Source organism: Caballeronia sp. HLA56, from assembly GCF_054655155.1.
On the sequence record NZ_BAAHOB010000001.1, the window covers coordinates 760,235 to 773,265 of the forward strand.

16 protein-coding genes are annotated in these 13,031 nt (G+C 63.2%); 9 read left to right on the top strand and 7 right to left on the bottom strand.

Annotation, left to right across the window (positions count from 1 at the left end):
• The first annotated feature begins 107 nt into the window (after window positions 1-107).
• The 4 genes from ACYQ47_RS03540 to ACYQ47_RS03555 all read left to right on the top strand — a co-directional run bounded on the left by ACYQ47_RS03540 (window position 108) and on the right by ACYQ47_RS03555 (window position 2,356).
• The gene (locus tag ACYQ47_RS03540; RefSeq protein WP_459904478.1) at window positions 108-1,040 is read left to right on the top strand and encodes an aldo/keto reductase; all 933 of its coding nucleotides are present in this window, start codon (window positions 108-110) and stop codon (window positions 1,038-1,040) included.
• 20 nt (window positions 1,041-1,060) lie between these two features.
• Window positions 1,061-1,483, top strand: a complete 423-nt coding sequence (locus ACYQ47_RS03545; RefSeq protein ID WP_459904479.1) for a DUF1810 domain-containing protein — start codon at window positions 1,061-1,063, stop codon at window positions 1,481-1,483.
• 57 nt (window positions 1,484-1,540) lie between these two features.
• Entirely contained in the window at window positions 1,541-1,756 is a 216-nt protein-coding gene (locus ACYQ47_RS03550; protein WP_459904480.1) for a hypervirulence associated TUDOR domain-containing protein, read from the top strand.
• 162 nt (window positions 1,757-1,918) lie between these two features.
• Window positions 1,919-2,356, top strand: a complete 438-nt coding sequence (locus ACYQ47_RS03555) for a PRC-barrel domain-containing protein (RefSeq protein WP_244829612.1) — start codon at window positions 1,919-1,921, stop codon at window positions 2,354-2,356.
• A gap of 160 nt (window positions 2,357-2,516) precedes the next feature.
• Here the strand turns inward: ACYQ47_RS03555 and ACYQ47_RS03560 are convergent, their stop codons facing one another.
• Complete coding sequence (locus ACYQ47_RS03560) at window positions 2,517-4,220, bottom strand: methyl-accepting chemotaxis protein (protein WP_459904481.1); 1,704 nt, start codon at window positions 4,218-4,220, stop codon at window positions 2,517-2,519.
• A gap of 264 nt (window positions 4,221-4,484) precedes the next feature.
• Between ACYQ47_RS03560 and ACYQ47_RS03565 the strand changes: the two genes are divergently transcribed.
• On the top strand, window positions 4,485-5,729 hold the full coding sequence (locus ACYQ47_RS03565; RefSeq protein ID WP_459904483.1) for an aminotransferase class V-fold PLP-dependent enzyme: 1,245 nt from the start codon (window positions 4,485-4,487) through the stop codon (window positions 5,727-5,729).
• 44 nt (window positions 5,730-5,773) lie between these two features.
• Here ACYQ47_RS03565 and ACYQ47_RS03570 read toward each other — a convergent pair whose 3' ends face one another.
• Window positions 5,774-6,661, bottom strand: a complete 888-nt coding sequence (locus ACYQ47_RS03570) for an NAD-dependent protein deacetylase (protein ID WP_284503350.1) — start codon at window positions 6,659-6,661, stop codon at window positions 5,774-5,776.
• Between the two features lie 108 nt (window positions 6,662-6,769).
• Between ACYQ47_RS03570 and ACYQ47_RS03575 the strand changes: the two genes are divergently transcribed.
• On the top strand, window positions 6,770-7,780 hold the full coding sequence (locus ACYQ47_RS03575) for a zinc-binding alcohol dehydrogenase family protein (RefSeq protein WP_250467130.1): 1,011 nt from the start codon (window positions 6,770-6,772) through the stop codon (window positions 7,778-7,780).
• 4 nt (window positions 7,781-7,784) lie between these two features.
• Here the strand turns inward: ACYQ47_RS03575 and ACYQ47_RS03580 are convergent, their stop codons facing one another.
• The 3 genes from ACYQ47_RS03580 to ACYQ47_RS03590 all read right to left on the bottom strand — a co-directional run bounded on the left by ACYQ47_RS03580 (window position 7,785) and on the right by ACYQ47_RS03590 (window position 9,808).
• Entirely contained in the window at window positions 7,785-8,189 is a 405-nt protein-coding gene (locus ACYQ47_RS03580) for a GFA family protein (protein WP_250467132.1), read from the bottom strand.
• A 240-nt stretch (window positions 8,190-8,429) separates the two neighbouring features.
• A complete protein-coding gene (locus tag ACYQ47_RS03585) occupies window positions 8,430-8,990 on the bottom strand; it encodes a hypothetical protein (RefSeq protein ID WP_244829606.1) in 561 nt (186 codons plus the stop codon).
• A 200-nt stretch (window positions 8,991-9,190) separates the two neighbouring features.
• Window positions 9,191-9,808, bottom strand: coding sequence for an OmpW/AlkL family protein (locus ACYQ47_RS03590; RefSeq protein ID WP_250526914.1), 618 nt, complete (start codon window positions 9,806-9,808; stop codon window positions 9,191-9,193).
• Between the two features lie 231 nt (window positions 9,809-10,039).
• Here ACYQ47_RS03590 and ACYQ47_RS03595 point away from each other — a divergent pair, with 231 nt between their 5' ends.
• A complete protein-coding gene (locus ACYQ47_RS03595) occupies window positions 10,040-10,321 on the top strand; it encodes a hypothetical protein (RefSeq protein ID WP_244829605.1) in 282 nt (93 codons plus the stop codon).
• Window positions 10,322-10,438: 117 nt separating this feature from the next.
• On the opposite strand, the gene ACYQ47_RS03600 is transcribed toward ACYQ47_RS03595, so the two are convergent.
• Both ACYQ47_RS03600 and ACYQ47_RS03605 read right to left on the bottom strand, forming a co-directional pair.
• Complete coding sequence (locus ACYQ47_RS03600; protein ID WP_459904484.1) at window positions 10,439-10,936, bottom strand: hypothetical protein; 498 nt, start codon at window positions 10,934-10,936, stop codon at window positions 10,439-10,441.
• Between the two features lie 117 nt (window positions 10,937-11,053).
• Complete coding sequence (locus ACYQ47_RS03605) at window positions 11,054-12,022, bottom strand: GlxA family transcriptional regulator (protein ID WP_459904485.1); 969 nt, start codon at window positions 12,020-12,022, stop codon at window positions 11,054-11,056.
• Between the two features lie 155 nt (window positions 12,023-12,177).
• Between ACYQ47_RS03605 and ACYQ47_RS03610 the strand changes: the two genes are divergently transcribed.
• Window positions 12,178-12,312, top strand: coding sequence for a hypothetical protein (locus tag ACYQ47_RS03610; protein WP_309960272.1), 135 nt, complete (start codon window positions 12,178-12,180; stop codon window positions 12,310-12,312).
• Window positions 12,313-12,335: 23 nt separating this feature from the next.
• On the top strand, window positions 12,336-13,025 hold the full coding sequence (locus ACYQ47_RS03615; protein WP_250467140.1) for an HD domain-containing protein: 690 nt from the start codon (window positions 12,336-12,338) through the stop codon (window positions 13,023-13,025).
• Window positions 13,026-13,031 lie beyond the last annotated feature (6 nt).

Genomic DNA, 13,031 nt, shown 5'->3' on the forward strand with positions numbered 1-13,031 from the left:
GGTTGCACCAGACATTGCGTCTGTTCTTGCATGTCTTCGCCAGGAGCCTGATCGATGATGCCTTTGCCTAACTCGAACCATGCACGGCGTCATGGTTCTTCTCTGCCATGAACGGCCGTTCACCGGATCGCCGACGGTTCCTGCGTGTCGCGGCCACGGCGGCGCTCGCCGGAGCGACAAACCCGCTCGTCGCGCAGATCGCGCCCTCGCAGTCGACGCCCATGCACAAGCGCCCGATTCCATCGAGCAACGAAGCGCTGCCTGTAATCGGCTGCGGCACGTGGCGCACATTCGACGTCGGCGACGACGCCGCCCGCCGTCGCGAACTCGCCGAAGTGCTGCGCGTGCTGTTCGCGGCGGGCGGCTCGGTGATCGATTCATCGCCCATGTATGGCTCGTCCGAAGCCGTCGCGGGCGACCTGCTCGCCGAATTGCACGCACGCGACAAGGCGTTCATCGCCACCAAGGTGTGGACCGATGGACGCGAGGCGGGCATCGCGCAAATGGAACAGTCGATGCGCCTTTTCAAAACGCCGCGCATCGACCTCATGCAGATCCACAATCTGCTCGACTGGCGCACGCAACTCGCCACGCTGCGCGATTGGAAAGCGGCCGGGCGCGTGCGCTATATCGGCGTCACGCATTACACGTCGAGCGCGTTCGGGCAGGTCGAAGCGGTGCTGCGATCCGAGCGTGTGGACTTCGTGCAAATCAACTACGCGGCCAACGACCGCGACGCCGAGGAACGGCTGCTGCCGCTTGCCGCCGAGCGCGGCGTCGCTGTGCTCGTCAATCAGCCGTTCGGCGGCGGCTCGCTGCTCGCCTCGCTTCGCGCAAAACCGCTGCCCGCGTTCGCGGCCGATTTGGGCTGCACGAGTTGGGCACAGCTTCTGCTCAAATTCGTGTTGGGAAACCCTGCCGTCACTTGCGTGATTCCGGGCACCGGACGGCGCGAGTACATGATCGACAACGTGCGCGCGGGCATTGGCGATTATCCGGATGCGGCGCTGCGAAAGCGCATCGCGGATGCCGTCGCGTGACTAGAGAGCCAGGACATGCCATGAGCGATACCTTCGATCTTCAACGCTTCGTCGATGCACAAGAAGCCGTCATCGACGACGTGCGCGCCGAGTTGTCCGCCGGCCGCAAGCGCACGCACTGGATGTGGTTCGTGTTCCCGCAAATCGCAGGTCTCGGCCATAGCCACATGGCGCGGCATTACGCCATCCAGTCCCGCGCGGAAGCCGAAGCCTATATCGCGCATCCTGTGCTCGGCGCGCGGCTCGTCGAATTGACGCGCATCGTCAACGGCGTGAAGAATTCGAGCGTCGAGCAAATTTTTGGGTATCCGGACGACGTGAAGTTTCATTCGTCGATGACGCTCTTCGCGCGCACCGCGCCCGATCCCGCGATCTTTAACGACGCGCTGCAACGCTTTTTCGATGGCCACGAGAATGAAGGGACGCTCGCCCGCTTGAAGTAGCCGCGCGTGGGCATGGCCGTTGCGCTTTCGTTGGCACTTCAACGATGGAGAGACGCGATGACTCAATCCCTCAAGCTGCACGATCACGTTAGCTGGAATACGCCGCAGGGCGAGACCACGGGCCATGTCGTGAAAGCGATCCACGAACGCACGACAGTCGATGGCCATACGGTCAATGCATCGAAGTCCGATCCGCACTACGAGGTGGAAAGCGACAAGAGCGGCAAGCATGCCGTGCACAAAGCGGAAGCGCTGAAACGCATTTCACACTGAATTTTCTTCGATTTCCGCGTCACGGCGTGCGCCCCAAGCGGGTGCACGCCGTGCGTATGAGCACGTTCCCTGCAAAATTCGCAATAAACGTTCACACTTCTACCGCGCTAGATTCGCGCAATTCCCAAGAACTGATTTGCCAAATCTTTTGAGGATTGGAAGATGAACTCGAAACTCGTGGCATTGCTCTTCGCCGCATCGGCCATTGGCCTGACTTCCACCGCGTCCTACGCGCAAGTTGCGGGCGCACAGACGCTCGGCGTATCGGTCGAGGTATCGACCGCCATCATCGACGGCTGGAGCGTCAGGAAGTCGATTCTCAACAAGCCCGTCTTCAATGAACAGGGCGCGAAGGTCGGCGTGATCCACGACATCATCGTGGCGCCGGACCGTTCGGTTTCGTTCGCGATCATCGCGGCAAACCAGTTCCTCGGCGTCTCGCATCACGACGTCGCCATTCCGGTCGAACAACTCGATTTCCAGGGCGGCAAGCTCGTGCTGCCCGGCGCGACGAAGGACGCGATCAAGGCCCTGCCCGAATTCCAGTACACCAAGGTCAAGGCAACGCCGAAGCCGCGTGCGGAGTTCGAACATCATTGATGCTTGGCAGGCAGCGGCGTGAGGTTTGCGCCGCTGCAGGCCGCTTGCGAGTTCGTCGTATCGAAGTAAGCACGCTTCAAAGCCGTGGCGGCGTTCGTTCGACGCCGCTACGCACGGCATCGGTCCGACGCAGCTTCAACGCGCTACTGCGCGCGATCGGTCAGAACGAACTCCACTCGTCGCCATGCGTCGCCGCAGCGGTCGCCACGGGCGCGGCACGCCGCGTACGCGCGGGTGCGGCAACGCGCGCGGCAGTACGCGCCACGGGCGCGGCAGGCGCATACGACCGGGGCGCAACACCACCGCCTTCGACCACGAAGAACGCCATGACTTCGTTCAGACGACGGCCCTGCTCTTCCAGCGCCTGCGATGCGGCCGCGGCTTCCTCGACGAGCGCCGCGTTCTGTTGCGTGACCTCGTCCATCTGCGTGATGGCCTGATTCACCTGCTCGATGCCGCGTCCCTGCTCCGCCGATGCCGCCGCGATCTCCGACATGATGTCGGTCACCTGAGCCACGGCCTGTGTCACTTCGGTCATGGTCGTACCGGCTTCGCTCGCGAGTGCCGAGCCGTCCTTCACCTTTTCGACGGAATCGGCGATCAGTTCCTTGATCTCCTTCGCCGCCGACGACGAGCGCTGCGCGAGGCTGCGCACTTCGCTTGCCACGACCGCAAAGCCGCGTCCCTGTTCACCCGCGCGCGCCGCTTCAACGGCCGCGTTGAGCGCCAGAATGTTGGTCTGGAAAGCGATGCCTTCGATGATGCCCGTGATCTCCGCGATCTTCGACGAGCTGTTGCTGATGCCGTGCATGGTGTCGACCACGCGACCGACCACATCGCTGCCCTTTCGCGCGACATTCGAGGCATTCGACGCGAGCGAACTCGCCTGATGCGCGTTGTCGGCATTCTGGCGCACCGTGGACGTCAATTGCTCCATGCTCGCCGCCGTTTCCTGCAACGACGCCGCCTGCTCTTCGGTGCGCTGGCTCAGGTCCGTATTGCCTGTGGCCAGCTCCTTGGCGGCGCCGCCCACCGCGCCGCTGCTGTCGCGCACACGGCTCACGGTTTCGGTCAGGCGTTCGTTCATCTCGGCAAGCGCACGCAGCAAGTCGCCAGTCTCGTCCTTCGAATCGGCGATGATCGTGCTGCGCAAGTCGCCACGCGCCACGGTTTGCGCGATCTCGACTGCGTCCTCGATAGGCCGGGTGATCGAACGCGTGATCGCAAAGCCCGCGGCCACCGCGAACAGCGTGGCGAACGAGCACAGCGCGATCAGCACGTTGCGCTGCATCTCGTACTGAGCTTCGAAATCACGCACGATCTCTTCGCGACGCGTGGCCGTGTAGCTCGCGTAGTCGTCGGTGGCCTTGACCAGTTGGGCGAGCAGCGGACGGCATTCGTCGTCCATCTTGGAGATCGCCTGGTCGTGCTTGCCGGCGAGCGCGAGGCCGACGATATCCGTCGCCACCGGGCCGTACAAGCCTTCCACGCGCGCCATTTCGGCGACAAGGCCACGGGCCTTCTCGCTCGTGTCGCTCGCCGAGGCGATCATGTCCTTGAGTTGTTTCAGGCGCGCCTGCACGTCTTCGTGAGCGCGCGTGACCTGGGCTTTTTCCAATTCGAGATCGGCGGGCTTGCTGACGAGCACGAGATTGCGTGCGGCAATGGCGCGGCGATCGACCGCGGTGCGCAACTGACTGGCCACATCGGCGCGCGCGTTGATGCCGTTGACGTAGTTCGCGAAGCCGTCGGTCGCCTGGGAAAGCGAGCGCAGCGACATGCCTGCGACGAGCACCACGAGGACGGCAAGAATGCCGAAGCCGGCGACCAGTTTGTTCTTGATCGTGATGTTTCTAAAGTTCATTTGAAGGTTCTCTCAGTCAGTTCGTGGAACTGTTTCGGCGTCGTATGTTCGACTCGTGCGCCTTGCGCGGCGTACAAGCGAACGTTTGCCCTCATCCGGGGCTTGGCGCTCTAGGAACTATTACGGCGGGCGGTTGCGAAGTCTGAAGGGGCGGAAATACGATTAGTCGGCATTTTGTCCATACCTTCGTCGCAACGGCGGTAACTTTGTCCAATCGATACTTCATCGGCGATACTTGATGCTCCTCACGCGATCAAAAGACCGATGACCGAACATCTCGACTTCCGCACGCCTGAATTCAACGCCGCCCTGGCCGCGTTACCCCTCGCGCCTGCCACGAACATCGCTCATGCCAAAAACTGGTGGGACGCGGTGCGCGGGCTGTATAGACAGTCCGACGACCTGATCAATCTGGAAAACGGCTACTGGGGCGCCATGGCCGAGCCGGTGAAGTCGATGTTCCATTACTGGATCGATCGCCTGAACCGCGAAACCACGCTGCTCGTGCGTCCGCACTGGATGACGATCCACGATGGCCTGCGTCAGCGTCTTGCTGGCGCCATGGGCTGTTCCGCCGATGAAATCGAGCTCACGCGCAACGCGACCGAGGCGCTGCTTGCGCTCATCAGCGGCTATAACGGCCTCGAACCGGGCGATACCGTGCTCTACAGCAACCTCGACTACCCGTGCGGACGCGATGCGATGGAATGGCTGCGCGAACGGCGCGGCGTCGAGCCGGTGCGCATGACGATGCCCGAGCCTGCCACGCGCGAGGCCGTGCTCGACGCTTACACGTCGGCGTTGAAAGCGCATCCGCGCACGAAGCTCGTGCTGCTGTCGCATGTCTGTTTTGCGACGGGGCTGGTGCCGCCGGTTCGCGAGATCGCGGCGCTCGCGAAAGCTGCGGGCGCAGACGTGATCGTCGATGCCGCGCATTCCTGGGGCATGCTCGACTTCGACGTGCCGACGCTCGACGCGCCGTTTGTCGCGTTGAATCTGCACAAGTGGATTGGCGCGCCGCTCGGTTGCGGGGCGATCTACATCAAGAAAGAGCGTCTCGGTTCAATTAGTTGCTATCTCGGCGATACGACCTGGCCCGCCGACGATATCCGTTCGCGCGTGCACACGGGTTCGCCGAACTTCGCGGCTTGGCTCACGTTGCCGGCGGCGCTGGAGTTGCATCAGCGCATTGGCGCGCGCTCGAAGGAAGCGCGTCTGCGGGCCTTGCGCGACGCCTGGGCCGAACCGGCGCGCGCGCTGCCGGGCGTGCGGGTCATGACGCCAGCGGATGCATCGATGACGGCGGGTATCACTGCGTTTCGCATAGAAGGACTGGCGAGCGATGTCATCGTGAAGACGTTGAAGGACAGGTTTGGCGTGTTCACGGTCGCGCGGCCGATTCCGGATGCAAGCGATGTCGTGCGTGTGACGCCGGGGGTTTTTACGCGGATGGAGCAGGCGGAGAGGTTGCTGGAGGGGATCGATTCGATGACGGGTGAAGCGGGCTGAGTGGACACGTGGGAACGCTCGTTCAACGCATCGAGCGTCCCCGCTCACCCCCCATCCAACCCCTCGATCAACGCCTCGAGCGTCTCCGAACAAGGCGCCTCGACCTTTAACGCAAGCAATGCATCCGCGCGCGTCTTGCCAATATTGACCGCCGCAATCGGCTTGCCGCTCTTCGCCGCCCATTCGCAGAATCGATAGCCCGAATACACCATCAACGATGACCCGAGCACGAGCATCGCGTCGGCGGCTTCGAGCGAGCTTGCCGCGTCCTGCACCAGCGCGCGCGGCACGCTCTCGCCGAAGAACACCACGTCCGGCTTGAGCACGCCGCCACAACGCGTGCAGCCCGGCACATTGAACGAAGCGAAGTCGATATTCTCGATTTGCGCATCGCCATCCGGCACCGACGGCGCCGTGTAATTCGTAAAATCCGGGTTCGCTTCTTCCAGCATCCGCTGCACCGCCACGCGCGTAAGCGCCGCGCCGCAAGCCATGCAGCGCACGCGGCCGAGATTGCCGTGCAGCTCGATGACATCGGGATTTCCAGCACGCGTATGCAAGCCATCGACATTCTGCGTCACCAGCCGATGCACCCGCGAACGCGCCGCCAGCGCCCGCACGGCGTGATGCGCCGCGTTCGGTTGCGCATCCGCCACCACCGGCCAGCCAATCAGGCTGCGCGCCCAGTAACGGCGGCGCGCGTAGTCGTTGCCTAGAAACTCTTTCAGCAGAATCGGCTGACGGCCCGTGCGCTGGCCCTCGCGATCGCGATAACAGGGAATACCCGACTCGGTGCTGATACCCGCGCCCGACAGCACGAATAGCCGCGGATGCCGCTCGACAAAATCCTGAAGTGCAAGCACGTGCCGTCCTGAAACCTTATTGAGATGCTCAGAATATAAGGCGAAACGCGCCGCCGCGCTGACGCACAATCCGGCCTTACCACTTTATCGAATATCAAAATTGGCTTGACCAGATCGCCGCGTATCGCTAAATTAATGCGCTGCCGCCCCCACACGAACCACATAAAGAGACACGCCATGCTGACCGTCATCTGCGAAACCCCCGGAACCCTCAAGGCCGAACAGCGCGAGAAGCCCGCGCGCGGCGACAACGAGGTGCTGCTGCGCGTGAAGCGCGTCGGCGTGTGCGGGACCGACCTGCATATCTTCACCGGCAATCAGCCGTTCTTGTCGTATCCGCGCGTGATGGGGCATGAACTCTCCGGCGTGATCGAAGAGGCGGATGCATCGAGCGGACTCAAGGCGGGCGACACCGTCTATGTCATGCCCTATCTGTCGTGCGGCAAGTGCATTGCATGCCGCCAGGGCAAAACCAATTGCTGCGTGAACATTCAGGTGCTCGGCGTGCATCGCGACGGCGCGTTCACGGAGTATCTGAACCTCCCCGCGCAATTCGTCCACAAGGCCGAAGGCGTCACGCTCGATCAGGCCGCGATGGTGGAATTCCTCGCGATCGGCGCGCATGCGGTGCGCCGCGCGGATGTGCAACCGGGACAACGCGTGCTGGTCGTCGGCACGGGGCCGATCGGCATGGCGGCGATCACCTTTGCGCGTCTGCGCGGCGCAAACGTGACCGCGCTCGACACGCGTGAAGATCGCCTGAACTTCTGCCGCCGCGAGTTGAAGGCGGACGCGACCGTGCAAATCGGCGAGCGCGACAAGGAAGAGTTGTCGAGCCTCACCAACGGCGAATTCTTCGATGTCGTCTTCGATGCCACGGGCAACTCGCGCGCAATGGAACGCGGCTTCGAATTCATCGCGCATGGCGGCAAGTACGTGCTGGTGTCCATCGTGCCGGACCGCATCTCGTTCGCCGATCCCGAGTTTCACAAGCGCGAAGCAACCTTGCTCGCGAGCCGCAACGCAACGCCCGAGGACTTCGAGACCGTGCTCGATGCCATGCGTCGCGGCGAAGTGCCGACCGATGCGCTCAACACCCACCGGCTCACGCTCGCCGACGTGCCCGAGCGCTTCTCGTCGCTACTCGACCCGAAGGCGGGCGTGGTGAAGGCAATCGTCGAGTGCTGATGAACTAGTTCTGTCGGCCGCGCGCGAAGCGCGGCCTGCCCTGCGCGTCGTGCCACGGCTCGGCGTTTTTGCACCAGATTTCGTAAGTGGGCGGAAAGAGGCCGGTTTCGTCGAAGATGCCGGTTGGCACTTCGATTTCCGGCACGCCGTCGAAGGCGAGATAGATAGGCGAGCCGCATGTCAGGCAATGATGCCGATGCCCGGTCTCCGAGCTTTGCCACGCGACGGTATCGCCCGTGATCTGCACGGCGTCGCGCTCGAAGATGGCATAGACGCCGAACGGCGCGCCGTGAATGCGGCGGCATGTCATGCAGTGGCAGAGATTGACTTGCAGCGGCCGCGCGAAAACCGCAAGGCGCACCGCGCCGCACGCGCATTGGCCTTCGTGAAGGGACGTCATGGCGTTCATCTGAAGTCTCCGTTTCGCGCTGCAAGGAGCTTCTATTCGCTTGGCCCTCGGGCGCGTTCGTTATGAGCGTAGGTCGCAAGATGCAGACTGCCTGGGCCGTGTTGTCTGGCCGCGTCCGCAAGAGTTGAATACTCTTTCACCGTCTGCTTCAGCCGTATAGCCACGAGCGCGACAAGCGCCCTGCATTAGCCGATGCAACGAGCGCACTCGATCGAATGCGCTCATCGACGGCCCTTGGCTTCAGCGAACGTAGTAACCGCGATTTTGCATGCACTCGCCGTACGCGCGCCAGTAGCGCACCATTGGCGGCTCGGGCGGCGGCATCGGCGGCATTTTCATCTCGGCGTAATTTGCATCCGATGCGCCCGAAGCCGCCACGGCGCCCGATGCGCCCGAAGCACCTGCAGCGACCGCGGCTCCGGATGCGCCCATCGGCGCCGATGCGCCCGCGGCAACCGTCGCCGAAGCGCCTGCGGGCCGGCCCGCCATCGTCGCGGATGCGCCCGATGCCGGCGCCGCCGACGCGGCCAGCGCGCCCGATGCAACCGGCGGCAACGGCGGCTCGACCGGGCGCGGAGCCCCGAGCGTGCGCGTCTCGATGGCGTTGTTCTTGGGTGCGGTCTGCGGCTCGCGCGCCATCACGACCTTGGTCGTCTGATTGGCATAGGCGTAGCAGGCCGCGTTGTCGACGCTCTGCTGCCCCGTGCTCTGACTGCGGCCGGGCAAGGCGAGCGGTTGTTGCGCGAAGGCCGCGCCACAACTGACGAGCAAAGCGAATCCCGCGTAAGTGGAAGGTCTCATTGGCTTGCGTTTCCCCGATGCGGTGTTATTAGTCGTTGCAGCGCGCACGGGGTCACGCCGGCCTCAGGCGGCAGGTGACCGCGCGCGTCTGCGCCGGGCCTGCTGCAAGAATACCGTGCCGGCAAAGTGTTCCACGCCAGAAGCACCGGCTTCATCCGCCAATTTTCGATAAAACGGGTCGGTCGCCGCCTGTTTCTCCCTCAGAACTTCATGCCCACGCCAACGCCGAACACCCACGGGTCGATCTTGAGCGAGCCAAGATCGACGCCGCCCGCCGACGCGCTCGTGCGCATCCAGATCTTCTTGACGTCCGCGTTGACGAACAGATTCTTCGCGACCTGCACATCGACGCCCGCCTGAAGCGCGGGGCCAAAGCTGCTGTGCTTGATGGAGACATCGGCGTCGCCCGCTTTCAGTTTGTCGTTGTAGAAGAGCGTGTAGTTGATACCCGCGCCGACATAGGGCCGCACGCGTCCCGCATGATTGAAGTGGTATTGCAACAGCAAGGTCGGCGGCAACACGCCCACGCCGCCGAGCCCGCCTATGCTCGATGTCACCTGATGCCGCGAGGTCGCGAGAATCAGCTCGACGCCGATGTCGTCGCGAATCATGTAGGTGAAGTCGAGTTCGGGAACGATGGAGTTGTTCACGTTGGTGTTGAGCGTGCCGAGCGCCCCGCCCGCGCTCACTTGCGGCTCGATGCTGATGGCGCGCAACCGCACGAGCACATCGCCTGCATGGATGCCGCTCATCGAAACGTTCGACGACGAATCTTCCGCCGCGTGTGCCATGCCCGCGCACAATGCCGCGCATGCCATGACGATGGCGCTAATGCCTGCTTTCACTGTTTTCATTGCTGGTTTTCCCTGTTCTGGATCGATGTCCTGCACAGGAATTGTCCCGAGCGCAGCACCGCCCGGCGTTGATGCGCGTCAAGGCAAGACGCCGTCGTCTGCTCTCCTGCGGGGGACTTTGCGCGAGAACAAGCTATGTTCGCGGGTCCGTTGTTTGCTGGCTACAATCAGGCGCACAACAACGGGAGGCGATACATGAAACCGATAATCGGCGCACTCAGCCGCACGGCGGGGATACTGCTCGGCGGCACGATCGCAGTCGTGGCAAGCGCCCAGCAACCAAACAAGCTGCACTACGACAGTACTCCGGCTTATCAGGAACACAGCTCGACGCCACCTGCCGCGGCGGCGGCATCGGCGAGCGATGCGCTCAAGACGACGCCGGGCAAGACCTCGGCGGGAAAGGGACCGGCGCCGGATCGGCCGAATGGCTTGGGGATGGATGCGGGCGCGGGCAGTATGAGCAAGAAGCCCTGAGCTTCGTGCGGGGTTGGGACGATCGCAGAACGCGGGCGTGTTCGTAGGTCCGCGCGCCTCGATGCGTTACGAACAGGCTGCCAATGTCCTCGCCCCGCTCGACCATTGCTTGGCACGCTATGACGCATCCTTCGCCTTATCCGGCCACGGCCAAGTCGCATACCGCGACGTCTTCGCTGAATCGCCGGACTCGGCTGCATCCAATGACGCTGTGTTCTGCTCGACCTCCGGCAAGTCCTCGGCAAACCAAACCACCTCGCGGCGTCGTTCCTCGACATACGCATCCCAGCCTTTCGCGTTGTCTTCGAATAGATCGTGACTCACGGTATTCGCGAGCATCGGCCGATTGAGCGTCTCGTCGAGCAGCGCCTTGGGCCACACGAAAAACGCGCCCGACGCGCGCCGGATGAACTCGCGCGGCGTCATGTCGCCCGCGACGAAGCCAAGCAGCGTGAAGTCCGCGAGCGCATCGTTACCACGCACCGCATCGGCGATGCTCGGATAGTCATCGACGCATTGACTCAGGCAGAACACGGTTTCCAGCACATCGCCGAGATGCAGCAGCAATGCGCGCCGCTCGAAGGGGTCCTGCACGGGGGACGCTTGTGTCGTCATTCGATCTTCCGTCTGTCGATTTAGTTTGCGATGCAGCGTGCCCGCAGCAAGAAAAGCCGCAACAGCGGCACGCCTCGTCATCCCAATTTTAACGAACGCACGGCGACGCCTGTTCCATCACTTTGAAAAGCGTGTCCTGAAGCTCAGCCGATAGTCGTTCGGCGATACCCCGAGCCGCCGCATGAACACGAGGCGCATGCGGTCCGCGGTGCCGAAGCCGCATTCGTAGGCCATGGTCTTGAGCGGCGTATCCGTGCTTTCGAGCGCGTTGCGCGCAGCATCGACCCGCGCGCGCTCGACGAACTCGTGCGGCGTCATCTGCGCGAGCTGCACGAAGGCCCGCGCGAAATTGCGCTCGCTCATGCCCGCGACCTTTGCGAGTTGCGACACTGCGAGCCTTTCGCCGATGTGCTCCATCACGTAACCCTGCACTTTCGCCACCGGCGATGTCTCGTCGGCAGGCGCGCTCAGATAAGGGCTGAACTGCGACTGTCCGCCGCGCCGCTGCGCGAACACGACGAGGCGCTTCGCCACCGCAAGCGCCACGCGCGCCCCGTGATCTTCCGCGACGAGCGCGAGCGCCACATCGATACCCGCCGTCACTCCGGCCGACGTCACGAGCCGCCCATCGCGCATATAGATGCGATCCAGCTCCACGCGCGCCTGTGGAAAGCGCTCGGCCAGACGCGGCGCATTCTGCCAGTGCGTGGTCACTCCGCGCCCGTCGAGCAGACCGGCATGACCCAGCGCAAACGCGCCCGTGCAGATCGAGCCGTAACGCTCGCATTTTGCGGCGACATCGGCGAGCCAGGCGGTGAGATCGGGATCGGGTTCGTCGAAAGGCAGACCCGGACCGCCCGCGACGAGCGCCGTGTCGTAGCGCCCGCGCGCTTCATGCCATGAGACGTCCGCCAACAGCCGCGTGCCGTTCGATGCGCGCACCGCAAGCGCTTCGGGGCCGACGAGCGTGATTGCGTAGGCATCGGCGGCGGGCACGAACATATTGGCTTCCGCGAAGACATCGACGGGGCCGGCTACGTCCAGCGCCTGCACGCCGGGAAAGATCGCGAGGGCAACGGTGGGCATCGGCGAAGGCGGTTTTTAGCTCGTTGAAAACACATGGCAGAAGACAGCGTGCGACTGGCAGAGTTCGACGCGTCGTTTTCATTGTCGCGACCGCGCGTTTTGCCGACACTGATACTCATCGAAACGCAATGTCTCACGCCACGGAGGCGAGTGCAATGGACACATCAGCAAACACCCGCGTCGATATCGAACGCGGCGCGCATGCCGACTTGCAGGAGTATCTGCTCGATGAAGCGCTGGCCGAAACTTTTCCGGCAAGCGATCCCATCTCGCCGAGCCATATCAGTTAAACAACCTTCAAGGAGTAATTGAAATGAACGAAATCATCGCTGGCATCCGCATTCCCGACAGCAAGATGGCGCGCGAAGCCACGCAACTCGTGCGCGATACGGAACCCGACTTGCTCTATCACCACTCGCGCCGCGTGTTCCTGTTCGGTGCGCTCGCGGGCGAACGCAAGCAGCTGAAGTATGACGCGGAACTCTTGTATATCGGCGCGATGTTCCATGACATGGGACTCGTCGATGCCTACAGCAGCGCGCACGACCGCTTCGAAGTGGATGGCGCGAATGCGGCGCGCGACTTCCTGCTCGGCTACGGCATCGGCGAAGGTGAGATCGAACAAGTATGGGATGCCATCGCGCTGCACACGACGCCGGGCATTCCGCAGTACAAGAAGCCGGTCGTCGCGCTCGTGACGGCAGGCGTTGAGATGGACGTGCTCGGGCTTGCTTACGACGAATTCACGGCGGATCAGCGCCGGCTCGTGGTGGCGGCACATCCGCGGGAAGCGAATTTCAAGGAAGGCATCATCGATGCGTTCGCGCAAGGCACCATCAAAAAGCCCGAAACGACGTTTGGCAACGTGAAAGCAGACGTGCTCGCGCTGAAGGACCCGAACTACAAGCGGCTGAACTTCTGCAGCATCATCCTCGGCTCGGCATGGAGCGATGGTCCTCACGATCATTCGACCTGCCGTAATCCGGCGCATCAGCACGCGTGACGTGAA